The 24,735-nt window shown below is 40.9% G+C and carries 26 protein-coding genes and 1 pseudogene; 12 read left to right on the forward strand and 15 right to left on the reverse strand.

Annotation, left to right across the window (positions count from 1 at the left end; genetic code table 11):
• Nucleotides 1-71: 71 nt before the first annotated feature.
• Genes JVX94_RS09310 through JVX94_RS09320 form a run of 3 tightly spaced genes read right to left on the reverse strand, consistent with a single transcriptional unit; the run spans nt 72 to nt 1,794 of the window.
• Nucleotides 72-482 carry a DoxX family protein gene (locus JVX94_RS09310; protein ID WP_025093362.1) on the reverse strand — a complete coding sequence of 137 codons (411 nt, stop codon included), beginning with the start codon at nt 480-482 and terminating at the stop codon, nt 72-74.
• A gap of 57 nt (nt 483-539) precedes the next feature.
• Entirely contained in the window at nt 540-1,379 is an 840-nt protein-coding gene (locus tag JVX94_RS09315) for a M56 family metallopeptidase (protein ID WP_205185387.1), read from the reverse strand.
• Entirely contained in the window at nt 1,372-1,794 is a 423-nt protein-coding gene (locus JVX94_RS09320; RefSeq protein ID WP_024425495.1) for a BlaI/MecI/CopY family transcriptional regulator, read from the reverse strand. Before JVX94_RS09320 ends, JVX94_RS09315 begins: the two co-directional genes overlap by 8 nt.
• Nucleotides 1,795-2,060: 266 nt before the next feature.
• Here JVX94_RS09320 and JVX94_RS09325 point away from each other — a divergent pair, with 266 nt between their 5' ends.
• Nucleotides 2,061-3,206 (forward strand): AbrB family transcriptional regulator, encoded by a 1,146-nt coding sequence (locus tag JVX94_RS09325; protein WP_205185535.1) that lies wholly within the window; start codon nt 2,061-2,063, stop codon nt 3,204-3,206.
• Between the two features lie 37 nt (nt 3,207-3,243).
• Here the strand turns inward: JVX94_RS09325 and lepB are convergent, their stop codons facing one another.
• Both lepB and JVX94_RS09335 read right to left on the reverse strand, forming a co-directional pair.
• Nucleotides 3,244-3,756: a signal peptidase I gene (gene lepB, locus JVX94_RS09330; protein WP_047202354.1), complete on the reverse strand. Its 513-nt coding sequence runs from the start codon at nt 3,754-3,756 to the stop codon at nt 3,244-3,246.
• Nucleotides 3,756-4,409, reverse strand: a complete 654-nt coding sequence (locus JVX94_RS09335) for a TVP38/TMEM64 family protein (RefSeq protein ID WP_481748189.1) — start codon at nt 4,407-4,409, stop codon at nt 3,756-3,758. The genes lepB and JVX94_RS09335 overlap by 1 nt, the downstream gene beginning before the upstream one ends.
• A gap of 120 nt (nt 4,410-4,529) precedes the next feature.
• On the opposite strand from JVX94_RS09335, the gene JVX94_RS09340 reads away from it, so the two are divergent.
• The gene (locus tag JVX94_RS09340; protein ID WP_205185392.1) at nt 4,530-4,892 is read left to right on the forward strand and encodes a YhjD family protein; all 363 of its coding nucleotides are present in this window, start codon (nt 4,530-4,532) and stop codon (nt 4,890-4,892) included.
• Nucleotides 4,893-4,964: 72 nt separating this feature from the next.
• Here the strand turns inward: JVX94_RS09340 and JVX94_RS09345 are convergent, their stop codons facing one another.
• From JVX94_RS09345 to JVX94_RS09355, 3 genes are all read right to left on the reverse strand, one after another.
• Nucleotides 4,965-5,918 carry an LCP family protein gene (locus JVX94_RS09345; protein WP_095408144.1) on the reverse strand — a complete coding sequence of 318 codons (954 nt, stop codon included), beginning with the start codon at nt 5,916-5,918 and terminating at the stop codon, nt 4,965-4,967.
• Between the two features lie 200 nt (nt 5,919-6,118).
• Nucleotides 6,119-6,397: a barstar family protein gene (locus tag JVX94_RS09350; protein WP_111290257.1), complete on the reverse strand. Its 279-nt coding sequence runs from the start codon at nt 6,395-6,397 to the stop codon at nt 6,119-6,121.
• Between the two features lie 65 nt (nt 6,398-6,462).
• A complete protein-coding gene (locus JVX94_RS09355) occupies nt 6,463-7,632 on the reverse strand; it encodes an MFS transporter (RefSeq protein ID WP_205185395.1) in 1,170 nt (389 codons plus the stop codon).
• Between the two features lie 145 nt (nt 7,633-7,777).
• On the opposite strand from JVX94_RS09355, the gene pdxR reads away from it, so the two are divergent.
• On the forward strand, nt 7,778-9,217 hold the full coding sequence (pdxR, locus tag JVX94_RS09360) for a MocR-like pyridoxine biosynthesis transcription factor PdxR (RefSeq protein ID WP_205185398.1): 1,440 nt from the start codon (nt 7,778-7,780) through the stop codon (nt 9,215-9,217).
• Between the two features lie 31 nt (nt 9,218-9,248).
• Here pdxR and JVX94_RS09365 read toward each other — a convergent pair whose 3' ends face one another.
• Both JVX94_RS09365 and JVX94_RS09370 read right to left on the reverse strand, forming a co-directional pair.
• Nucleotides 9,249-9,731 (reverse strand): hypothetical protein, encoded by a 483-nt coding sequence (locus JVX94_RS09365; protein ID WP_111290187.1) that lies wholly within the window; start codon nt 9,729-9,731, stop codon nt 9,249-9,251.
• 317 nt (nt 9,732-10,048) lie between these two features.
• Complete coding sequence (locus JVX94_RS09370) at nt 10,049-10,627, reverse strand: competence protein ComK (protein ID WP_024425481.1); 579 nt, start codon at nt 10,625-10,627, stop codon at nt 10,049-10,051.
• A 289-nt stretch (nt 10,628-10,916) separates the two neighbouring features.
• On the opposite strand from JVX94_RS09370, the gene JVX94_RS09375 reads away from it, so the two are divergent.
• Complete coding sequence (locus tag JVX94_RS09375) at nt 10,917-11,153, forward strand: IDEAL domain-containing protein (protein WP_095408140.1); 237 nt, start codon at nt 10,917-10,919, stop codon at nt 11,151-11,153.
• Between the two features lie 56 nt (nt 11,154-11,209).
• Here JVX94_RS09375 and JVX94_RS09380 read toward each other — a convergent pair whose 3' ends face one another.
• Nucleotides 11,210-12,070, reverse strand: a complete 861-nt coding sequence (locus tag JVX94_RS09380) for an SDR family oxidoreductase (protein WP_024425480.1) — start codon at nt 12,068-12,070, stop codon at nt 11,210-11,212.
• A 141-nt stretch (nt 12,071-12,211) separates the two neighbouring features.
• Here JVX94_RS09380 and JVX94_RS09385 point away from each other — a divergent pair, with 141 nt between their 5' ends.
• The 5 genes and pseudogenes from JVX94_RS09385 (at nt 12,212) to JVX94_RS09400 (ending at nt 17,312) form a co-directional block, all read left to right on the forward strand.
• Nucleotides 12,212-13,744: an FAD-dependent oxidoreductase gene (locus JVX94_RS09385; protein WP_205185401.1), complete on the forward strand. Its 1,533-nt coding sequence runs from the start codon at nt 12,212-12,214 to the stop codon at nt 13,742-13,744.
• 91 nt (nt 13,745-13,835) lie between these two features.
• A pseudogene (locus tag JVX94_RS19775) lies at nt 13,836-14,375 on the forward strand (protoglobin family protein); the annotation flags it as partial.
• Nucleotides 14,376-14,615: 240 nt separating this feature from the next.
• Nucleotides 14,616-15,131 (forward strand): methyl-accepting chemotaxis protein, encoded by a 516-nt coding sequence (locus JVX94_RS19780; protein WP_394336034.1) that lies wholly within the window; start codon nt 14,616-14,618, stop codon nt 15,129-15,131.
• Between the two features lie 61 nt (nt 15,132-15,192).
• Nucleotides 15,193-15,777 carry a histidine phosphatase family protein gene (locus JVX94_RS09395; protein ID WP_111290193.1) on the forward strand — a complete coding sequence of 195 codons (585 nt, stop codon included), beginning with the start codon at nt 15,193-15,195 and terminating at the stop codon, nt 15,775-15,777.
• 389 nt (nt 15,778-16,166) lie between these two features.
• Nucleotides 16,167-17,312 (forward strand): serine alkaline protease SapB, encoded by a 1,146-nt coding sequence (locus JVX94_RS09400; RefSeq protein WP_186318626.1) that lies wholly within the window; start codon nt 16,167-16,169, stop codon nt 17,310-17,312.
• Between the two features lie 46 nt (nt 17,313-17,358).
• On the opposite strand, the gene JVX94_RS09405 is transcribed toward JVX94_RS09400, so the two are convergent.
• A complete protein-coding gene (locus tag JVX94_RS09405; protein ID WP_197198453.1) occupies nt 17,359-18,642 on the reverse strand; it encodes a M48 family metallopeptidase in 1,284 nt (427 codons plus the stop codon).
• Between the two features lie 177 nt (nt 18,643-18,819).
• Between JVX94_RS09405 and JVX94_RS09410 the strand changes: the two genes are divergently transcribed.
• Nucleotides 18,820-19,227 (forward strand): YhfM domain-containing protein, encoded by a 408-nt coding sequence (locus tag JVX94_RS09410; protein ID WP_203129513.1) that lies wholly within the window; start codon nt 18,820-18,822, stop codon nt 19,225-19,227.
• Nucleotides 19,228-19,330: 103 nt separating this feature from the next.
• Here the strand turns inward: JVX94_RS09410 and JVX94_RS09415 are convergent, their stop codons facing one another.
• The 3 genes from JVX94_RS09415 to JVX94_RS09425 form a co-directional block, all read right to left on the reverse strand.
• Entirely contained in the window at nt 19,331-20,884 is a 1,554-nt protein-coding gene (locus tag JVX94_RS09415; protein ID WP_095408134.1) for a fatty acid--CoA ligase family protein, read from the reverse strand.
• 172 nt (nt 20,885-21,056) lie between these two features.
• Nucleotides 21,057-22,046 carry a lipoate--protein ligase gene (gene lplA, locus JVX94_RS09420; RefSeq protein WP_024425472.1) on the reverse strand — a complete coding sequence of 330 codons (990 nt, stop codon included), beginning with the start codon at nt 22,044-22,046 and terminating at the stop codon, nt 21,057-21,059.
• A 2-nt stretch (nt 22,047-22,048) separates the two neighbouring features.
• Nucleotides 22,049-22,792, reverse strand: coding sequence for an MBL fold metallo-hydrolase (locus tag JVX94_RS09425; protein WP_205185538.1), 744 nt, complete (start codon nt 22,790-22,792; stop codon nt 22,049-22,051).
• Between the two features lie 156 nt (nt 22,793-22,948).
• On the opposite strand from JVX94_RS09425, the gene yhfH reads away from it, so the two are divergent.
• Both yhfH and JVX94_RS09435 read left to right on the forward strand, forming a co-directional pair.
• Nucleotides 22,949-23,086: a protein YhfH gene (gene yhfH, locus JVX94_RS09430; RefSeq protein WP_008359029.1), complete on the forward strand. Its 138-nt coding sequence runs from the start codon at nt 22,949-22,951 to the stop codon at nt 23,084-23,086.
• 339 nt (nt 23,087-23,425) lie between these two features.
• Nucleotides 23,426-24,715 (forward strand): glutamate/proton symporter GltT, encoded by a 1,290-nt coding sequence (locus JVX94_RS09435; RefSeq protein WP_095408131.1) that lies wholly within the window; start codon nt 23,426-23,428, stop codon nt 24,713-24,715.
• Nucleotides 24,716-24,735: the final 20 nt, after the last annotated feature.

Below are 24,735 nucleotides of genomic sequence, written 5' to 3' on the forward strand. Positions count from 1 at the left end.
GAAAACGACAATTTGATAAATAAAAAAACTCCTCTGCCACAAATAGCAGAAGGAGTTTTTTTCATGATCGTTTAATGAAATTTTGCTTCATTGCTTTGCTGCTGATGTTTCAGCATCCCATCAATGGATAGCATCTTACTGCCGCTAAGTGTTAAATAAAGCGCCATGACGAGCAGCGATAGTTCAAATTCATAACCGCCAACAAATCCTTTAGAAAAACCAACCGTAATAATCGCCACAGCCATAATTGGTACAAATAATGCTGCGAAAATACGTGTTCCTAGACCTAAAATCAAGGCGATACCACCGACCAGCTCAATTGTCTTTACAATATAGGCCATAAATTCCGGTATACCGATTTGTCCAAAGAATGCCGCTGTTCCTCCCAGACCTCCTTGATATGCCTGAAGTCCGTGTAGAAAGAAGATAATACCTAAAATAACACGTACAAAAAGTGTTCCTATTTCTTGATTCGTTTTCATATAGTGATTTCCTCCTGTTTTTACACTACATAATGTAATGTTAATAAGTAAAAAAAATTAGTAATTTAGGTTAAGCATAATCATTAAGGCCACCATGAGGATCGTTGATGTGACAATGGGAATGATGGGTACATTGAAAGGAATATTGTATGTTGGGTTTAAGATCTTCTGTATTCTTAAATTCAATGCCCGATCTCCAAAGGATACCGCAAACTTCGTTTGTTTTTGAAACTGAGTTCTCTTTTTAATGAGTTTCAAAAGGGCTTGCCCTACTCCAAGCTCAGTGCCTGTCTGCCGAATCGCATAGTCATCTGCGATCACTTCACGAAAAATGGAATAGCTTTGTCTCATATGCTTTAACACCGGAATGTACCAAATAACTTTTGTGAGCATTGAGAATGTGAAGGCCTTTAAAGGATCATAGCTGTATTTATGGTGCAATTCATGATGAACCACAGCGTCAATCTCCTCTTCATCCAGCATATCCATGAGAGACGTTGATAAGTAGACCTTTGGGTGAAGCATTCCCATGGCGAAAGCAAGCGGTTCATGACAATGAAACACAATGATGTCATTTGCATATTTCTCAGATAAAGATTCGGTCGACTGGTGATCGACTGCAAGCATCAGATTTTGCTTGAATTGAATGTACATTTTGATTTGTTTCGTCATATAGAAAATCGCAAATCCCAACGTGTAGAGGACTAAAGCATCAAGGAAATATTTCAAAGGAGTGAATCCATAGAATTCGAGAACAGACTGGCATACATGAATCAGATTATATGTTTGATTCCAGCCAAAAAAGCTTGAAAGCACGTAATACCCCATCTGATAAAAAATCGTTAAACCAATCAATATACCGCCTAAAAATAGCAGACTCGATTTCATTTTATTCATTTTGCTGCTCCTCTTTTTTGGATGCCAGCCTCGCTTCAAGCACTTTGAGTAATTCAGGGTCAGCACTTTCAATTGCATCCACCATATGATTCACTGCCAGTGGACCAAAATCGTCCATCAGCCCTTGCGTAATCCATTTTGTCTGCTCATTTAGAAATTCTTCTTTTGTTAAAATGGGATTATAAATAGATGAACGCCCTTTTGTTTTCTTCTCCACAATTCCCTTTTCGGTTAAGCGGTTCAGCACAGTCATCACCGTGTTGAAATTAATCGGCTTTTCATCTGACAGCTTCTGCTGCACTTCTTTAATCGGCATATCCTCACCTTGATAAAGGATCTCCATAATTCTTCCCTCTAAAGGACCAAAAAAACGATTCAATCCCTTTTCATTATATTTAAAAGAAGGAATTTTCATGTAATCACCTCACACTAAGGATTGTAGTGTAATTGAAAATGATAGTCAACTTATAACTAAAATAGGGGAAAATCGTTGTATATTGTTTTTGTTTTTGGTAAAAATTATATCTTCACTTTTATCAAGATGCTGTCAAGCTCTTGATAAGATAATCTTATGAAAAAGGTAAAAAAATTCGTATTTTATTTATAGAGACTTTTGTATTATAGTAAAGATAACAACATTTCACTTACTGAACAAATTTATAGGAAGAAGGTTTACATGTGATGAAACAAGGAAACAGCCTTCGAACCGATCTCATTTTGATCGCGATAAGCGGTTTAGGTGGATTTCTTTTGTCTTTAACAGGAATGTCTATTGGCTGGATGGTCGGTACATTAATCACAGCTGCATTTATTGCCATGCGACGTCCCACCCTGTTTCAGCGTAAAGAAAACAACACCTTGCGTATTCACAGCAGATGGCTACTCCTTGGTCAATGTATTCTCGGAATCGAACTCGGACAGAAAATGAACATGAAAGTTCTTCATATTTTCGCTGAACATTGGCTCCCTGTGAGTTTCATGCTCGTTTTTTCTATTCTACTGGCGATGCTCTCTGGCTTTGCCTTATGGAAGCTGAGTAAAACAGATATGCTGACCAGCTTTGTCGGAACAGCCCCAGGCGGTTTATCTGCTATGCCAGGGATTGCCCAAGAGGTTGGAGCAAATACAGCCGTTGTCAGTCTCGTACAAACAACACGTGTATTAATGGTGGTACTCACCATCCCATTTACGGTGTTCTATTTAAATACAAAAAATCCAGCGGATGCAGCTGCAACCGTGCAAGGGAGCGCCTTTTCATCCGGCGTTTTCACCCTGTCAAATATCTCGTGGACTGCTGCACTTATTTTAGGTGCCTGGCTTATGTCACGCCTCGCGGTTCGGCTTCATTTCCCTGCCCCTTGGCTGATTGGGAGCATGTTAGGAGTTGCAGCTCTTCAAGTAGGTGCAGGTGCGCTCATAGGTCACGATTTGATTCCTTATTGGCCAGCACAAGCGAATATCGCATCACAGGTATTTCTAGGTGCAACCATCGGTTCAAAAATGAATAAACAGATGTTTGTCGGGCTTAAAAACACGTTAATTGTAGCTGTCGTCAGCTCAGCTGGACTGATTGCTGCAACGGTTCTCAGTTCAATTGCCATTGCAGAGGTCACAGGCATTTCTGTCATTACAGCCATTCTTGCCTTTTCGCCTGGCGGTATTGCAGAAATGGCAACAACAGCAGTCACACTCCATGAGGACTCAACCTTTGTAGTAGCTGTACAAGTTGTTAGAATCATTCTTGTCATTGCGATGCTGCCACCGTTTTTTCGTTTCTTACATCATGTCTGGGCGAAAAGACATCCTGAATATAAAGCCGCAAAATAAAAAAGAGACGCTTTGCATGTGCAGAGCGCCTCTTTTTTTATTCATCCTGATTTCTTTTGACACCAACTACTTGATCCTTTGAAATCGTTCCAAAATGCCGGCTGTCGAAGCTATGTATTCGGTTATCTCCGATTACGAAATAATGATTTTTTTTGATTTTATCTTGTCCTGTGATGGCTTTCAGCTGAAAATCTCCTGTCAGGACATTCCCCATTTTATGTTTTTTCTGCTCTTTTAAATACGGTTCTTTCCATTTTGCCCCATCGACAAATAACTGATCATCTACATACTTGATTGATTCTCCTGGAAGTCCAATGACCCGTTTGATCAAAATTTGATTTTTGGGTCCGTGAAATAACACATAATCAAACCGGCTAATTTTCGTGAGTTTTGGCGAGAACTTGTTGATTAATAATTCTGTTCCATCTGTAAATGTGGGGTCCATACTAACCCCTTCTACTTTATACTTCACAAACATGAAATTCTTTACCTGGAACAATAAGACGATGCATGTAATAATCATCAACCATAGCAATGGCTTCTTTTTCATTAAGAGCCTCCTTTGTCCTCACGCTTGCTCATTCGAATGTTCAACCTATTTTCTACTCTCTTTCCAACATACCATAATAAAACGATAACTAGAACCGCAAAAACACTTCTTAACGGATTCTTTACTAAAGCAGAAAGATCATAACCGATAAAACTAATGATAAAGAGCATGACACACTTACCAGCTAAAGCAGCTAGTGCAAATTGCCACATGCTAATTCTTGATAAGCCTGCTACTACATTGACGGCAGCAGAAGGTGTAAAAGGAAAGCAGAGTAAAATAAATAACGGACCGAATCCCCGCTTCTCCACCCAAAGCATCAATTTCTTAATAGAAGGGTGTCTGCTAATAAAGTTCAGCATTCTCATCTGTCCAAATTTTCTGATCAGTAAAAAGACAAGAATAGACCCTGCACTTGCACCGATCCAGGTTAATAAAAAGCCTTCCCAAAGGCCGAATGCATTTGCATTTGCCACCGCAAACGCCACGAGTGGTAAAAACGGAAGAAATGCTTCAATCAGAGGAAGCAATATAGCAACAATTGGTCCAAAGGCCTTGTAGCTTTCAAAAAATGATGTGATATTTTCATGAGTAAATAGAGAAAGATATGATGTCAACTTGTTTGACTCCTTCAATGTTTGTCTACATTTCATTTTACATGGAAAACATAAAAATATACAAATAAATCCCTCTCGCCCCCTTGAGATTGTTTGACTCATTCGATATAATAAATAGGAACACTTGTTCTATTTTTAAAGAAAGCAGGCTTGGACATGACGAGACTATCAAGAATACAGCTTCAGATGATGGAACAGGCCATCTTTCTCCCAATGGTCATCTCCATCCTCAATCGTGATCTGACACACTTAAAACAACATCAAACATTTAAATTAAATGAACCATACATTCAGCTTTTGACCTCCGTGTTAAAGGAAGCACAGAAAGCACTTTACGAACTGAAGCAGCATTTACGTAAAGAAAACATGAAGGTACAGCAAATTGAACACGATGAAGGATTCACAACGTATCTATTTATCATAAATGGCTATGAAGAAAAGCATAAATACTTTAATCCGCGTATACGTCATCGAGTAGAGGAACTGCTGACTGGTTATTTTCTGCATCAAGCAAATTAATTTCTTGCTGAAATGCGGCGTGGTACCCATTCAAAGAAAAAAGCCTGCCGCGGCGGCAGGCTCCTTCTTACTTTATGATAATTCAAGCTGTTTTCTCAGATCTGTTCTGACTTCTTCTAATCCTGGTCCATCTAACTCAAAGTAATACACATTCCCAGGCTGATAATCATGGCCCTTTAGCTGAATAGTATCCACTGATTTCAATGAGCTCAGTAATGGAAAAAGACCGATGAACTGTTTCATGGAAAGATTGGTTGAGACATTATCACCAAGCGTATCAATGATGTTGTCGTATGACGGGATCGAAGAAATCGATTTAGATTTTTCAAAGATGGCTTGAAGTGCTTCCATTTGGCGCTTTCCGCGCATGAGGTCACTGTCTGCTTTTCTCGTTCTCACAAAGGCTAAAGCTTCTTCACCATTTAACGTATGTGTTCCTGTTTGCACATGAACTTTCCCTTTTGAATCCTTTTCCATTTGTTTTGCGATACCTTCATCTTTAATCGTTACGTCAATTCCATTTAGCTCATCCACAATGTCTTGAAACGCCTTAAAGTTCCCTGAAATCACATAGTCTACAGGAATGTTCAACAAGTTTTCGACCGTTTTGACTGACAAATCTGCACTCCCAAACGCATGGGCGTGAGCAATTTTATCATATCCTCTCCCCGGTATATCCACATAAGCATCACGAGGAATACTGAGAAGCTTAATGGTTTTGTCTGTTCGATTTACCGCCGCCAGTAAGACCGCATCACTTCTTGCTTCGTCTACCGTTTCACCTGGACGGCTGTCAATTCCAAGCAGCAGCACCGAAAAGCTGTCCTTTCCTGGATCAAAAGCTTTCACACGCTTTTGCGAGGTGTCTCCTCTTTCTAATGATACTTGCGCCTTATTCGACGCTTTTGAAATTTTATAGTATGCGTATCCAGTCACGGACACTGCCATCACCATGACAAATGCCATAATAAACAGCACGGCTTTTACCCAAGGCCTTAGTCTTCTTTTTGATCTTTTTTCCTTCATCCTTTCCGAACCCTCACTCTATCTTAGTCTATCAATGTAGGTTCCACTATAACATATTTTGATGAAAGTTTCCTGCATGCAACATATTTTTATGAATCCACAATAAAAAATCAGCAGAGGGCTCACCTATTGACAATCTATTGAAACATTCAAGAACCGAAAACTCAAAAAACAGCCTGCGGCAGCGGCTGTTTTTTTCATCATGATTGAATAGTCAATTGAAATTGTCCATTCAGTTCTTCTTCTGCTTCTTGAAATAACTGACGCAAGTTCTCAGCATAATCACCAAGAGCGTCTTTGCTCGTTTGAAAATTCACCCATGTCAGTTCTACTGGAAGAGTCACCTCTCCTGTCAAACAGTCCCAAAGGGCATCAAGATTTTTTCCGTAATAGTCAGGAAGGTGTAAAACTGTTTTTAGCTGGTCATGAAGCTCTTCTTGCGACCTGCACGCTGCGCCATCAAGCTGCACTTTTTTCATGTTCATCTTCCCCTCTCCTCTCTATAGTTTAAACGAATTGGAGGAGAAAGAGAAAGATGGACATCTTACTTTTGTTTCTGTCTGACACCTGAGATCAATAGAATGAGGCAGGCAGCCAAAACGAGCAAGAAAAAGAGGGTTAATACGAGCTGAGTACCGTATACATCAGCAAAGAGTCCAACAAAAACACTCGGAATACCAAGTCCTAAATAAGCAAACAAGTAATACCCTGCAACGGCTCTAGCCGCCTCCTTTTTCCCTCGCTCAACAATGAGCTGAAGTCCACCTAAATAAGTAAATCCATAGCAGGCAGTACCCGCCAGCATCGTTCCGGCAAGCACAAGGAAGATAGACCCGCTGCTTGCACCGTATAGCAAGAGGCCATATCCGCATGGAAGACAGATAAACCCCGCAAGGAGCGCTGTACTGCTATTCATCTTGCGCACAAAGGGCTGCATCAGGACACCTGCCATATTAATTAAAAAGAGCGCCGGCCCTACCCACAATTCATAACCATTTAATTTAAGCTGTGCTGGCAAAATCGAAATGACCAGGCCGCACACCGACCATGCGATAGCAATGGCTGCATTCGCCGGCATTGTTCCTTTTGGAAATCTTGGCATATTCATTATCGGTTTACCTGAATCTCCTTGAACAGGCGGCACGAAAAAGAAGACACCCACAATGGTTAAAATCAAAAAGGCCAGCACAATCCAATAGCTAAGCGGCGTGAACGACACACGCTGAAAAGATAGAAGTGCCGTAAAAAGAGCACCGCCCCCAAATCCAACCGAACTGCATAATGCAATAAAAGTTGGAATCCAGCCTGACTTCTCTGGATATAAAGCAATTAAATATGCGGTGCATGTTCCAACACTAAGACCAAGTCCGACTCCTTGCAGCAGCCTGGCAGCAAAGAGCATCTGTATGGAAGGGTGCACAATCATCAACAAGGTGGCACATAACGAAAAACTAAGGGCGACCAATAAAATCGGTTTGCGACCAGACCGGTCTGAAATGCCGCCAAGAAAAAGCAAAACTGGAATGAGTCCGAAGACATACGCGGCAAATACAAGTGCTGTTGCTGCCTTTCCGTACCCTGCTTGTTCTGCATACGCCGTATAAAGGGGCACTTGCAGATTCACAGCAATCGTAATCATAAAAAGACCAAGTAAAACGAAAATAAACGGGATGATGGATAGGTGTGCCGTTTCTTCTTTGGATGCTGGGATCATTTGACTCTCTCCTCTATGTCATTGCATATGAGAACAGTGTACACACCATTTGGCTTACTTTCTACATCCAAAAATGACACTATTGACCAGTCCATAATTCCGTGTCATCATCAACTTATGATGTGAAAACGAGAGAAGGTGCACGATGTATATTCATTTAGACCATTCAAGCGCTACCCCGCTCTGGCAGCAAATCGTAACTGAGATCATTCAAAAAATTCATTCAAAAAAACTGCATCCCGACGATCAGTTAACACCGACCAGAGTGTTGGCTCAGGAGCTTAATGTATCAAGATCCACCGTACAGCTTGCCTACGATGAGCTGCTGGCAAGAGGCTACGTCAGCACATCTAGAAGAGGTGGTACAAAGATCATTTCAAGTGATCAATATACAGCTTCTCCTCCCCATCAAAGTGAACCGCCTTTCTTACCTCCGATCAGACCTCACTTTGAAGAGGCCGAAAAACAAATGGATCATTGGCTGTCAGCCAATCAATTTCATGAGAAGCTTGATATTGATTTTCGACATCAAGAGCCAGCCATCGACGACCACTTTCAAAACATATGGAAACGCTCGCTCATGAAAGCATTACAGCGATTAGATATGAAGGATTGGGGCTATTCCTCTCCGCATGGATTATGGGAAGTGCGTTCAGAAATACGCCAATACTTATCTGTTGAACGCGGGATCGATGTAGAAGAAGATCAAATGGTGTTAACGGGTGGCACGCAGCAAGCCATTGATTTAATTTCACAGGTATTGCTTAAAAAAGGTGATACGGTGGCTGTTGAAGATCCAGGTTTCCCTGGGGCAAGGCTGTCGTTTATGCATCGCGAAATGAACATTCACCCCGCACCAGTTGATGAAGAAGGAATGGTGGTGAATACATTGCCTCGGCGAACAAAACTGATTGCTGTGACGCCCTCCCATCAGCGTCCAACTGGTGTATGTATGAGTGTAAACAGAAGGCAGCAGCTGCTGAAGTTTGCTGTCAGCCATCAGTCTTATATATTAGAGGACGATTTTGATGGAGATTATCGTTACCATGGCGGGCCGCTCCCTACCCTATTTTCAGAAGCACCCGACCATGTGATTTACATCTTAAGCTTCTCAAAAGTGCTGGCACCTGGCATCCGCCTAGCTGCCATTATCGGCTCCAAAGCCGTCATGAAAGAAATTGCCGCACTGCAATCACTCATTCAAAGACAGCTGCCCATTATGGAACAAATCACACTCGCTTCTTTTTTCAAAGAAGGAGAATTCACGCGGTATGTCAGGCGAATGAGACAGCTATATAAAAAAAGACAGGCAGCCATGATGGAAGCCCTTTTGTCACATCACTTTGACAAACACTTCCGTATCTATGGAACCGATACGGGTCTTCATGTCTTTTTAGAAGGAGCGCAAGTCTTTGATGAAAAAGGGAACATTGAGGCAGCAAAAGCAGCTGGCGTTGGCATTTATCCATTAAGTCCTTATTGTTTTGAAAGCAACCGAAAGGGATTACTGCTAGGATTCGCCTGTACCGACGAAAGCATGATTCAAGAGGGCGTTCACCGTTTAAAGAAAATACTTCACATCTAAAAAAGCCTGGAAGTAAACCTTCCGGGCTTTTTTAGGATGATTGCTGAATCTGACCTACTTCTTCAATAAATGCAGCTGTCTGCTGCAAGCCATCCTGAAAATGATGGGTGGCGGAAATAAACAGCTTCTCTTGATCGGGATGCTTCAAGAGCTTTTCCACCTTACTGATCCCTTTTTCAAAGGAAGTAAGACCTGTCTTTAATTGTTGATCGGCCTTTTGATAAGCGGCTGGAACTTCTTGATGATCAAGCCCTTTTTGAATCACACGATCAAATGCTTTCGTCGCTTCTGTCAATTTTTTATTTGTTTGGATCTTTCCATGTCCATCTGAGATAAACTGATCGGTCATCTTATCATATGCTTCATTTAACTCATCCATATAAGACTGAACCCATTGTTCATAAGCAGCTTCTTTCGTGTCTTGGTTTGAAGGCGATTGACCTGCTTGCTGACAGGCTGCTAGTAATGTCACTGTTAGGATAAATAGCAGCACCAAATGTGATTGTTTTTTCATACAGAGCCTCCATTTCTTTATCCCATTCGTTCATATCGGTCAAATATGAGCATCCTTTACCACATAAGAATTCTTTGCAAGAAATAATTTCTTTTATTGTAACAGACAAGCTCGTGTCACTTCTGTGATTTATGAGTAAATGGATGAAAACACGTCTAAGGATTCACATTTCCCTGTCATTTCCCAATACGACCAATAGACGACGAGACATACGTATTTGGTTTCAATGAATTCATCTTTATGATGTATTGGCGCCTTTTTGCATTGCATCCATGCTTGATAAGAGGTCCAGCGGCTGCTCTGCCGCTGGCTTTTGACTAATATCTATTGCGAAGCTCTCTTAATATAAAATCGTATACGAGATTGAGCTGCTGTTCCTTTGGATACAGCATAAATTCTTGTTTCTTAGGAAGACCTCCATCCAGACGATCTTGAAATTTCGTTCGGAGATATGCTGTTCGGTGCACCTGACTCTCAAATGATTTATATGAGACATCAAGTTTGACGGTTTGCTCATTTGTAAAGGTAACCACCGTGTCTCCGAGGGATGATTCTTGGAAGGTATGAATGTATTTGTGGGAGATCCAGCCGCACTGAGGACGGTTGGATGAATAAGTTGGGAAGAAATACAGATGATTGGATGAGTCAATCACAATTGGAGGTTTGTGAGAAATTCCTGTTACTTCATATGTTCCCGCCTTTCTGCCTGCATAGCTTGAGCCGAAGAATCTGCAGCTGCGTTCAATAATTTGCAGGGGTTTTAATTCAACGTAAAAGCTTGTCTCTCTTTCTATGACTTTTGAATATACTCTTTTTCCTTCTTCAACTGGAAGGACCGCCATTGTTGTTTGATTAATGACGTATGAATCTAAAGGTGTTTCACTAATTCCTGACACTTCATTTCCTCCTGTGTTAATATTTGGTTATTTAAGATACTATTAATCTATCACCAACATATAAGAAACGACAGGATTTTTTCAAAATTTATTAAAAATCATCTTTTTATCATATTTTTTAGTCCATTCGATCTATCGAAAAGCCATTTTTAAAGATATATCACATCCTGTCGATTGGACAAGAGGTGTCGATTCTGCTCAAAAATAAATTGTCTAAAAATTATAAATTCTTGTTGATTTTTTCTCCGCCAATCCATATACTATAAAAAAGGCATCGGGGGGATTCTTTATGAAAGAGAAAAAAACGTATGCTGAGCTCATGAAGTCCCGCAACACCCAAAAAACCGAAGAAAACGGCGTCACCATTTTAGACATCTATATTCAAATGGTTTTAGATGAAGCGCTTTATAAACAGCGCTTAACCTTCCTAAGAGAAGAGATTGATAAGGCACTGGATCAGCGTGATGAAAAGCGATTCAATGACCTGTCAGTTCAATATGCAGAACACTGCTTACATCAATCATGATGATTTTACTTGCGGCAGAGAGACAGCAACTCGTCTCTTTACCGCAAGTTTTTTGTTTATCCATTTAAAATGGTCCCGCCATTCACATGCAGCATTTGTCCATTCATATAAGATGAGTCTTCGCTCGCTAAAAATAAATAACTTGGCGCTAGCTCTACTGGCTCACCAGGACGTTCCATTGGGACATCTCCGCCAAATTCAGAGACTTCTTTTTCCGTAAAGGTTGATGGAATCAGCGGTGTCCAAATAGGGCCGGGAGCTACCCCATTCACTCTAATCCCTTGTTTAATGAGCGATAAGGATAATGATCTCGTAAAGGTTACGACCGCCCCTTTTGTGGATGAATAATCGATCAATGTTTCATGCCCTTTATAGGCGGTGACAGATGCTGTATTAATGATACTGCTTCCTTTTTTTAAATGAGGAAGAACAGCTTTTGTTAAATAAAACATGGCAAAAATATTCGTTTGAAACGTCCGAAGAAGCTGATGCGAGGTAATTTGCTCAATGCTTTTTTGTGGATGCTGTTCCCCGGCGTTATTCACCAAAATATCAATGGACCCGAAAGCATCTTTTGTTTTTTTGACGACCTCATTTGAAAAAGCCTCATCCCCTAAATCACCTGCAATTAAGATGACACGGCCTCCCGCTTTCTCAATATAGTCCTTCGTCTCCTCGGCGTCGCGATGTTCACTTAAGTAAACAATGGCGACATTGGCACCTTCCTTCGCAAATAAGACAGAGACTGCTCTTCCGATCCCGCTGTCTCCTCCGGTCACAATGGCTGTTTTTCCTGCTAACTTTTTGTCCTGCACCTCACGATCAAAGACAGGTCTAGGGTTCATTTTATATTCAAGACCCGGACGTTCATTTTGGTGCTGAGGCGGCAATGTTTTCTTCGGCTGCTTTGTAGACACGTTAGTCACTCCTTCCTTTTATCTTGTTTATTTTTATGTCCTGGCTGCTTTTTTATGTATGACACCCCTGTTTCCTTTTAGATGTATGATTTTCAGCATTGTGGAAAAATTATACACAACAAGTCAAGTGGAGGCGACAACATGGAACAAGAACATAAAGGAATGGAACAGGCAAAATCGTTATGGCTGGCGGACAGTCAGAAACATTCTTTTCCTGCTGTCAGTGAGGATCTCACAGCAGATGTGATCATTGTCGGCGGCGGTATTACCGGTATCGCAGCGGCGTTTGAAATGACAGAGCGAGGACTAGATGTGATCATCATTGATGCCGATCAATTGCTGCAAGGCACGACCGGACACACAACAGCTAAAATCACCTCACAGCATGATGTATACTACCATGAACTGATTCAACAGATTGGGATGCCAAAAGCACGTTTGTATGTAGAAGCAAATGAGAAAGCAAAAGACCTCATTCAAGCTCGTGTCAAAGAGCACGACATCGATTGTCAGCTAGAGATAAAAGATGCTTACCTTTATACAAAGGAAGAAAGCGGTGTAAAAAAATTAAAGAAGGAATTAGATGCCTACAAACAGCTTGGTATTGACCGTGAATGGAAAACAAAGCTTCCTTTTGATGCTGACATCAAAGCAGCTCTTGCGATGACCAAGCAGGCACAGTTTCATCCCCTTCATTATCTCAATGCACTAATCAGCAAGCTCCTAGAGCGAGGTGTACGTATCTTTGAACAAACAACCGCTGTTGATGTAAAAGAGGGGAACCGGCCTGCTGTCGTCACAAAAAGCGGACATCATCTGACAGGGCGCTATGTCATTTCATGCTCACATTTTCCTTTTTATGATGGGAAAGGACTTTATTTCACCCGAATTCATCCAGAGCAGTCTTATGTCGTAGCAGCTAGAACAACCAAATCACTCCCAGACGGAATGTACTTAGGAATTGACCAGCCTGCTCACTCTTTAAGAACGGCAGAATGGCACGGTGAAGAAGTAGTCCTCATCGGAGGAGAAGGCCATAAAACCGGACAAGGCGGAGATGAATCCGCTCACTATAAAGGACTAGAAACGTTTGGAGACGCCACTCTTGGAATAGAAGAAGTGCTGTATCGCTGGTCGACTCACGATATGGTTACAATGGATCAAATCCCTTACATTGGCCGCCTGACCAAACACCACCAAAATATCTTTGTAGCTACCGGCTTTAGAAAATGGGGCATGACCACAAGCCATGTCGCAGCCACTCTTATCGGTGATTTAATTGAAGGAAAATCGAATCCATACGAATCAATCTTTACACCATCAAGACCTGTTACTGACTCTTTCGTCAAAGATTTCGTTAAAGAAAATGCCAATGTCGCCGCCAAGCTGATCAGTGGTAAATTCAAACAAACTGACCAAACGATCGATGATTTAAAACCAGGCGAGGGCGGCATTATCTCGTATGAGCATAAAAAGTGCGGCGCCTTTAAATCAGAGGATGGGAATGTCTTTCTTGTCGATACAACGTGTAGTCACCTAGGTTGTGAAGTGGCTTGGAATAATAGTGACCGCACTTGGGATTGCCCGTGTCACGGTTCACGTTTTTCCATTACTGGAGAAGTAGTAGAAGGCCCTGCTAAGAAACCACTAAAAAGGTCATATATAGAACAGTAAAATTTCACTCGTTTCCCTTTAAAAAATCCAATATTATCCGATAAAAAACATAAAGTCTGATATTTTTGATGATTATGGGGGGACAAACACATTGTTATTTAAAAAAGAACCGAAAAGAAAAAACACTGCTTTTTTCACACAGCAGGATGATGAGATAAAACGAATCAACTTCTCGAACAATACGGACATCGCCAAACAAATCAAAATGATCGACCTGACGCAGCATGACCTATTTATATTAAAGCAGCTCAATCCAATTGTTCAGGATGATATTGCACATATTGTTGATAAGTTTTATAAAAATTTAGAAGTCGAGTCTTCCTTGATGCATATCATTCAAGACAATAGTTCTGTCGATCGTTTGAAAAAAACACTCCGCATTCATATTAGCGAAATGTTTGCAGGTGTGATTGACGAGACCTATGTGGCAAAACGCATTAAAATTGCGCAAGTTCATTTACGAATTGGACTCCAGCCTAAATGGTACATGGCAGCATTCCAAGACCTTCTGCTATCAATTATGGATTTATTCGCTCATCATATCCAAGATTTCAAAGAATATCAGACAGCAGTCAAAGCGACAACGAAAATTTTAAATTTAGAGCAGCAGCTTGTCCTAGATACATTCCAAAATGAATATTCTAAAATTCGTGATGAAGCAGAAGAGCAGCAGCAGGAGCTTCATACAAAAATCACGGAGACTTCAAATTCGCTTGCTTCGCTCTTCTCAAACACAACAAATGCAGTCGACAAGCTTGTCTCAAAATCGGATGAGATGGCGGACATGTCACAAGCTGGAACACAAATTTCAGCACAGGTCGAAGAAAAATCAATCGGCGGTAAAAAAGAATTAGAAATTCAGCAAACACAAATGAATCAAATTGATGGCAGCATGACGAAAATTGAAACAGAAATTAAGCGCCTTGAAGAAATCGCCAAACAAATTGAACAAATCTTTGGGATTGTCACAGGCATTGCAGAGCAGACGAACTTGTTATCTTTAAATGCCTCAATCGAATCTGCACGAGCAGGTGAACATGGAAAAGGCTTTGCTGTCGTTGCAAACGAGGTGCGCAAATTATCAGAGGACACGAAGAAAACGGTTTCAACTGTATCTGAACTCGTCAACAATACCAATTCACAAATCGCCATCGTGTCTCAGCACATTGCAGACGTGAATTTACTTGTGACAGACAGTAAAGAAAAAATGACACAAATCAATTCACTCTTTGATGATATCGTCAGCAGCATGAACTTAAGCAAAAACCAAAACGGAAAAATTGAAATTGACCTTCAGACCTTCCTGAACGAATTGAAAGAAGTCAAACAAACGGTGTCTCAAGTCGCAAGCTCCGTCGAATCCTTAACAAGCCTGACAAATCGCTAATACAGTCTTTTTTCTTCTGCTTTAGTATAATAGAAGAAAAGGTAGAAAAGGCGGGATTTGATTGACAACAATTTGCCTAGTCAGACACGGGGAAACAGATTGGAATGCAGCGAAACGAATTCAAGGACGAACAGACATCCCTTTAAACGACACAGGTAAATGGCAGGCTGAACAAACTGGACTTTACTTAAAGGATGTCCATTGGGATGTTGTCATTTCCAGTCCACTCATAAGGGCAAAAGAAACGGCACACTTGATTTTAAATCATGTCCATGCCCCACTTGTCATCATGGATGATTTCATTGAACGAGATTACGGTGACGCTGAAGGCATGTCGTTTGAGGAGCGGCAAAAGCTGTTTCCAGATAAACGGTATCCAAATATGGAACCACTAGAGACGATTCAAAACCGAATGTTAGAAGGAATTGAGAAAGTCAGAGCAGCCTATCCAGATCAGCATGTCCTGATCGTGGCTCACGGTGCTGCTATCCATGCTTTACTCACTACTTTGGCTGATGAACATATGGGTCTACAGAACACGAGACTTGTCAATGCTTGCTTAAATTATGTGGAATGGACAGATGGTAAATGGAAGGTCCGTGATTACAACGTGGTCAGCCATTTAACTCAATCCGCCCCTTCTTAAAGAGCCTGTTATCTTAGCAGGTTCTTTTTTTCATGACAAAAACAATGATAAAATAATATTTTTTTATATCGAAATTCGAAATAGATGCTAGACGATTCTACCTATTTTATGGCATTTCGGGTATCGAATATTTAACCGAAAATGGATCATGAGAAAAAAAGCACACTCCCTTTTTAATAGTTCATCGCTGAAATGATAGAATAAACATATTTTACCACCAGTTCCAAGTGACTTAATTCCCCAATTTTCGCTAGGACTTTCACAAAAATTCGGGTCTACTCTTATTTGCCTACTTCCCTTAAACTGAATATACAGAATAATCAAACGGATCATTCTATTAGACTACGGATGATTATTCTGAAATAAGAAAAAAGGGATGTGGAATGTGCGTGAAAAAGAAAAATGTGATGACAAGTGTTTTATTGGCTGTCCCTCTTCTGTTTTCAGCAGGGTTTGGAGGATCCATGGCAAATGCCGAGACGGTCTCCAAAACAGATAGTGAAAAAAGCTATATTGTTGGTTTTAAAGCCTCTGCCACCACAAACAGCTCTAAGAAACAAGCTGTCATTCAAAATGGTGGAAAACTAGAAAAACAATACCGCCTCATTAATGCTGCACAAGTGAAAATGTCCGAACAAGCCGCCAAAAAACTTGAACATGACCCTAGCATTGCTTACGTAGAAGAAGACCATAAAGCAGAAGCATATGCACAAACCGTCCCTTATGGAATCCCTCAAATCAAAGCTCCAGCTGTACACGCTCAAGGTTATAAAGGTGCTAATGTCAAAGTAGCTGTCCTTGATACTGGAATCCACGCTGCACACCCTGACTTAAATGTTGCAGGCGGTGCGAGCTTTGTCCCTTCAGAGCCAAATGCCACCCAAGACTTTCAATCACACGGAACTCACGTAGCTGGAACCATCGCTGCCCTTGATAACACAATTGGTGTTCTTGGGGTCGCTCCAAGCGCTTCCCTATATGCTGTGAAAGTATTAGACCGTTATGGTGACGGACAATACAGCTGGATCATTAGCGGTATTGAGTGGGCTGTAGCCAATAACATGGATGTCATCAACATGAGCTTAGGCGGAGCAAGCGGTTCAACAGCGCTTAAAAATGCTGTTGATACAGCGAATAACCGTGGAGTCGTTGTTGTTGCCGCCGCAGGTAATTCAGGTTCTAGTGGCTCTAGAAGTACAGTTGGCTATCCAGCAAAATACGAGTCTACAATTGCTGTTGCCAATGTAAACAGTAACAATGTCAGAAACTCATCTTCTAGCGCAGGTCCTGAATTAGATGTTTCTGCACCTGGTACTTCTATTTTAAGTACAGTGCCAAGCAGTGGATACACTTCTTATACTGGAACATCTATGGCGTCTCCTCATGTAGCAGGAGCAGCAGCGCTTATTCTTTCTAAAAACCCGAACCTAACAAATTCACAGGTTCGCCAGCGCTTAGAAAATACAGCGACACCGCTTGGTGACTCATTCTATTATGGAAAAGGGTTAATCAACGTTCAAGCGGCTTCTAACTAACCAAGTGTGATAAAAAAATCCGGCTGATCCAGCCGGATTTTATTTATTACTGCTTTTTCGGCGTTTTCTCTTTTTCCGCCGCTTTTTCCATATCCATGATTCTCTCCATCATGGTCGGGTGTCCATAGCGGAATATCTTCACTAAAAACGGTGGATTTACCTGAGACAGCCCTGATTTTGCAAGCTTTTGAAAAGACGTTACGCCTGCCTCCCCGTCTTTTGTCATGTTCACCGCATATTCGTCGGCTGCCCGTTCTTGATGCCTTGACACTGCATTTGTAAAAGGTGAAGCTGCAAATGACAGCATCGATACGATGATGAAAAGAAGCGGAAGAGCAGCGATGTCGTGTGACACCTTAAGTCGAAATGAGGCTGCTCCTTTTTGATAAAGATAAAAATAAAGACGGTCGATGGCAAAAAATCCGGCCAGTGACAACACTAAATATCCTGCTAATCCAATATAGACATGTTTCATGACGTAATGTCCCATTTCATGTGCCATGATAAATAAAATTTCGCGGTCTTTCAGCTTTTGCAGTGTTGTGTCCCATAAGACAATGCGCTTATTTTCACCAATTCCTGTGACATAAGCGTTCATCGTGTTCGTTTTCTCAGACATATTGACCTCATATACATGATCTGCCGGAATATGCGCTTTGTCTGCCAGCGTTAATATCTTCTTCTCAAGAGCTTGATCCTTTAGTGGATAAAAATTGTTATATAACGGATCAATGACGACTGGCTGTATAAAGAAGAGAAACAGCGTGACCGGAACTGTCAAACACCACGCATACAGCCACCAGCGCTTTCTTCTTTTTTGAATCAGCCAAAAGAACACAATGGTACAAAGAGCAAGGAGCGGATATTGAATCCAAAAATCCAGCGTTTGATCTTTCAACCAGCTTGCTGTACTTTGTGCAGATACTCCGTAGTGCAAAGACAGCTGATAGCCAATCCATTTAATTGGCAATGAAATGAGCATTGTTAAAAGCGACAGCACAAACACATACACAAGTTTGCTTAAAAACGTGAAACGAGCTGCTGCCAGGCTCCAGTCTGCTATTTTCCGTGAAAACCCTGAAATGAGCAAAAGGAAAAAGACATACCAATCTAATGGGATGGTTATGAAATACAGCAGGTTTCGTATATTCGAGAAACTCTCGCTGATCAAAAGCTCATGACTTGTCATAAAAGTATGCGGATCTGCACTTGTCCCTTTTACACTTTCGGGTACTGATGAATCCCCCATTAGAAACAGATACGAATAAATAAAAAGACCGTACAATATGTATGCTACCGTTGCAAGAGCTACCCATTTACGTACTCGCACAGGTCAGCCTCCTTTCCATTCCTCTCTCTATTCTAATCACGCATTTTTTCGTTTAGAACCCGTCTCATGTGGCTCCATCATAGCATGCCCCATCTGAAAAAGCTTTCGCGAAAAAAATGATTATGCGACTCAAAAATCGGAGAAGCTACATGTAAAACAGTGAGTTGGAGGATCAAAATGAAGAAAATCCTTGCAGGAGTTGTGATTTTTGGACTTATATTAATCACCTTCTTTTATGTGTTCAGCCGGACGAGCGAAATCTTTGATGAGAATCGAACAGAAAAATTGCTGCTCTCGCCAGCGAATGAATCCATCTCTTATGAAATAGATGATAAGGACACAGCAGAAGATTTAATTGAAGAATTAAATAAAGGCAAACAAACAAGCAATCATCTCAAGAAAAATTTAAAAAAACCCGATTATATCGCCAAGGTGATGTTCGGACGAACAAATGGCACCTCCTTTCAGCTTTGGACCAACCGATCACAGGTCGTTTTTTTAGTCGATGGGACGTTTTATGAACTGAATGAAAAACAATCGAAATCTTTTCAGAGACAGTTAAAAGAAGCCATTCAAAAGAGCTAAAATATCTTTTTAGCCCTTTGTCTTCTTTCAGCGTAATAGAACGCCTTGAATGCGAGGATTTGTCTACATGCTAAGGGAGCCTCCTCATCAGAGACTCCCTTTTTTATTTACTTTCTTCTGCTTGATACTTTTCCTTTAGCGCTCTTCTTAAAATTTTACCTGTTGTGTTTTTTGGAATATCATCTATGAAATGGATCGTTTGGGGCTGCTTATATTTCGCTAAATAGCGTGAACAATGTGTGATGATGTCTTCTTGATTAATGTGAGCATGTTTCTTAGGGGAAATGTAACAGACGACTGCCTCTCCTGTGTTTGGGTCTGGCACACCGATAACGACGGCTTCTGCTACAGCTTCATGTTGATAAAGTACTTCTTCTATTTCTCTTGGATAAACATTATAACCGCCAACAAGAATCATATCCTTTTTCCGATCGACAATATAAATATATCCTTCTTCGTCTCTTCTCGCCAAATCACCAGTATACAGCCAGCCGTCTCTTAGTGCAGCTTCGGTATCTTCTGGCATTTGATAATAGCCTTTCATGATGTTTGGCCCTTTTGCTATGAGCTCTCCGACTTCATTAGGACCAACTTCTTCTCCAAGTTCATTCACAATTTTATTCTTCACATTCATAATGTCAGTCCCGACAGAACCCGGCTTTCTTTTTCCATCAAGAGGATTGAATGCAGTCACTGGAGATGCCTCTGATAACCCATAGCCCTCAAGGACCGTCACTCCGAACTTTTCCTCAAATCCATGGAGTAAGGCAACAGGCATTGAGGCACCGCCTGATATACAGATCCTTACGGAAGACATCGCTTCATTATGCCCCTCCTGGCGGTACAAATAGTTATACATGGTAGGAACACCAACAAATAGCGTTGGCTTCTCTTTTTCCATCATGCGCAAAAGCTCTGATGGGCTGAAATGCGGCAAAACATAAATCGTCGCGCCATGCATCAACGGTGCATTCATACAGACTGTTAAACAAAAAACATGGAACATTGGCAAAGCGGCAATGACCTTGTCCTTTTCGTCAATCGATAAATACTCAGCGGTATCTCTGGCATTTGAATAAAGGTTGAGATGAGTGAGCATGGCACCTTTTGGTTTTCCTGTCGTGCCAGATGTAAATAAAATAACTGCGGTATCATCTGGATGAATGGAAGGATGTACGTGTTCATTCGCAGCACCTGACACAAGTTTTCCAAAGAAAACAAGCCGATCAGATACTTCCTTGAAGCTTGATCTGCACGCCGATTCATTTTCTGCACAAATAATGACTTTTTCAATGGACGGAAGCTGTTCATACACCTGCTCGTACACTGGCAGAAGCTGTTCAGGTGCCACAATGCCTTTTACATCGCCTGTGACGAGCATATATCCAATTTCACTAGGTGTGTATGTTGGATTAATAGGTACAACGACTACCCCTGCCTTTAATGCGCCAAAAAAAGAAATGACAAAATGCGGTGAATTCCCTAAAATAAGCGCAATATGATCCCCAGCTTGAAACCCTTCGTTGACTAATCCATCTGCAAAACGCTCGATACTTGTCATCAGCTCTCGATAGGTCCACTTCTTTCCTTCAAAGATCAGTGCGATATTTTCTCCCTTCGTCATCGCCGTCTGCTGAAGATTTTTGATCAAATCCATTCTCCCACCCCTTACGTGTCATCAATGAATGAATGACCATTCATTTTATGGCCAAACATTCCTCCTTTCTATTATAATAGACAATCGAAAAAATCCACAAGATCAAATGTAAATCGCTTTCATTTCCCTCAATCAAAAAAGCACCGCTATCTCTAGCCGTGCCTTCCCGCAATTAATAAATCAAATCAAGAAAATCCTCTTTTGATACGTTACCGAAATAATGGCGCATATCCATATCTTCTAATACGTCGCTAATTGTTTTACGATCATATTGCTGGCCAATGAGTCTCTTTTCAATATCGGCAATATCCCCTACGCCAAAGAAATCACCAAAGATTTTGCAATCCTGAATCATCCCTTTTTTCACTTCTAACCGCAAATCAATGGAGCCTGCAGGGAATCTCTTAGAATGCTGCAAATTAAATTTCGGTGAACGTCCGTAGTTCCATTCCCATTTTTGATAGCGATCTCGGGAAATTTCGTGAATCTTTTCCCAATCCTTTTCAGTCAGGCGATATTGAGGCACGTCCCCATTTGTATCAAAAATGTAGCTTAAAAGAATTTTTCTAAATTCTTCTGTTGTCATTTTTTGATCCATCAGTTCACTAATATTGGCGACCCTGCTTCTAATCGATTTGATGCCTTTTGATTCGATCTTTTCTTTTTTCACATTCAAAGCCGAAACGACATGTTCAATTTCTGAATCAAATAGCAGTGTGCCATGACTGAAAATACGTCCTCTTGTTGCGAACTGGGCATTTCCAGAAATTTTACGTCCATCTGCCATGATGTCATTTCTGCCGCTCAATTCAGCTTTAACGCCTAGCTTTTCAAGCGCTTTGATGACTGGCTCCGTGAACTTTTTAAAGTTATGGAAACTGTCTCCATCATCTTTTGTAATAAAGCTGAAGTTTAAGTTTCCTTTGTCATGGTAAACTGCACCACCGCCGGATAAGCGGCGCACGACTTTAATTCCGTTGTCTTCCACATACTTCGTGTTGATTTCTTCTATTGTATTTTGGTTCTTTCCAATAATAATTGACGGCTGATTGATGTAAAACAGTAAATATGTTTCTTCTGGATCTAAATATTTTAAGCAATATTCTTCAATTGCCAAATTAATCATTGGATCATAATGTTGTTCGTTATCGATAAACAGCATCTCTATCTTCCTTCCTTGTTCCATCTAAGCCCTGAATGGGCAAGCTGTATACTGCCAGTATATAACGCCTGTGCTTCATTGACTAGGTCTTTATGACGGCCAAAATGGGGCAGATGGGTGATGATGAGTTCCCCAACATTTGCTTCCTTTGCAATCTTCCCTACTTCCGTACTGTTCATATGTCCTGCACCTGATCCATCTTGTCCAGCGTAAAAATTGCTTTCGGCAATGAGCAGATCTGCCCCCTTGCTAAATGGAATAAATGCGTCCTGATAGCTTGAGTCTGCTGTATACACGACCACAGCATCCTCTGCCTGAATTCTCATCGCATAGCATTCTGCCGGATGAACCGTTTTCAAAAAATCAATTTGAAATGGTCCGAGTTGAATTCCTTCTTCCGGCTGATAGGGCTTTGCCTTTGTATGTACATCATCAGAAAGCCGTCCAAATGCTTCTTGATCACCAGTATGTCCATAGATCGGAAGCGGACCGCTGCTTTTTCCTAAATGATATCCCACTAGCTTCGCATATTGGAGTGGTCCGATATCTGCAATATGATCGTGGTGATAATGAGAAAGGAGAACAGCATCTAGTTCTTCTATATCAATGTATTGCTGAAGCTTTGAAAGAACACCGCTTCCGCAGTCTACAAGAAGACGAAATCCATCTGATTCAAAAAGGTAGCCTGATGTCGCTTCACCAGCTGCCGGAAACCCTCCATAGCATCCAATCACGGTTAATTTCATCTTCATTTTTCCCTCCTTTTCTAAAATTCCCCTCCTTACAATATACCCATTTTTCATGGAAAAAGCATTCTTCCTGCCTATTGTTGCAAAACAGTTTGACAATCATCAATCTGTTATAATACAATGATAGCAACAAAACGTATTGGAGGATGACAAATGCTAGGAAAAATCACAGAGTTTTTTAGAAATTTGCCCTCAAAGAAATGCACAAAATGTGGAAATGATTTAATGGAACAGCACGAGTGTTACGGTAATGAATGTGAGGAATGCTCACAAGTAAGTTATCTTAAATAAGGAAATAAATTGAATAAAAAAGCACTTTTTTCCTCCGCCGTCAGTTGGAGTCAAAAGTGCTTTTTATTTTTTCTGAAAAATAGGTAAAAAGGTAAAACCCCTGTCACAAAAGGGTTTTTTAGTATTTTCATATGATGAGTTTTAGTTCTGAAGACACTTTTTATTGACTCAAAACAATGAAGGAGGTTCTAAATGTCTATTTTTTCTAATAATTTTGTATTTTCTTAATATAATTTTATCGTGGACGAACCTCTTTAATTTTAGTTATACTTTAATTTATATATTAAAACTTAATATGATGGGAATATTCCTTTAATGAATATGTTAGGGAGGAAATCTATGAAAAAATTAAAATTTGGATTGGCTACTCAAATCCTAATCGGTCTTATTCTCGGTGTCGTTGTTGGGGCGATCTTTTTCGGTAACCCAGGTGTCGAGACATACTTAAAACCAATTGGAGACTTCTTCTTAAGACTCATCAAGATGATTGTCATACCAATTGTCGTATCCAGCTTAATTTTAGGTGTTGCAGGTGCGGGTGATGGTAAAAAAGTAGGGAAACTTGGTTTTAGAACCATTCTTTATTTTGAAATTATCACAACATTTGCGATTATCCTTGGTCTTGTACTTGCAAACTTTGTACAACCTGGTGCAGGCGTTGACTTTGGAAATACGGAAAAACAAGATATTAGCCAGTATGTTGAAACGGAAAAAGAGCAAAGCAGCAAATCAGTTGCTGATACGTTCCTTCATATCGTTCCAACGAACTTCTTCCAATCGTTGGCGGAAGGTGATTTGCTTGCAATTATTTTCTTCACTGTGCTATTTGCACTTGGTGTTTCAGCCATTGGTGAACGCGGCAAACCAGTGCTCGCCTTCTTCGAAGGTGTATCACATGCCATGTTCCATGTCGTCAATATTGTGATGAAAGCTGCGCCATTTGGTGTATTCGCACTCATTGGTGTGACGGTATCAAAATTTGGTCTTGAATCTCTTATTTCATTAGGTAAGCTTGTAGGTCTTGTTTATTTTGCGCTCGCTCTCTTCCTTATCGTTGTATTCGGAATTATCGGAAAGATGATTGGCGTCAATATTTTCAGATTTCTTGCTTACATGAAAGACGAGATGCTTCTTGCCTTTAGTACATCCAGCTCTGAAACAGTTTTACCAAGAGTCATGGATAAAATGGAGCGCATCGGATGTCCAAAAGGGATTGTTTCGTTTGTTATCCCAATCGGTTATACGTTTAACTTGGACGGCTCCGTCTTGTATCAAGCCATTGCAGCGCTTTTCCTTGCACAGGTATATGGCATTGACCTCACGATCGTCCAGCAGCTTACACTTGTTCTTGTGCTGATGGTAACTTCTAAAGGAATGGCTGCCGTTCCTGGTACTTCATTTGTTGTATTACTCGCAACATTAGGAACAATCGGTGTACCTGCTGAAGGTCTTGCATTTATTGCAGGTGTGGACCGTATCATGGATATGGCGCGGACTGTTGTGAACTTAACAGGTAATGCACTTGCAGCTGTTGTCATGTCTAAATGGGAAGGGCAGTATGACCCTGAAAAAGGACATCGTGTGATGACTGGACAAGATGTACCTGAACCAACACAGCTGTCAAGCTAATCAAAAAGAACCCCTTCTAT

The organism is Bacillus sp. PDNC022, assembly GCF_016919285.1.
In the GTDB taxonomy this organism is placed as follows: domain Bacteria; phylum Bacillota; class Bacilli; order Bacillales; family Bacillaceae; genus Bacillus; species Bacillus safensis.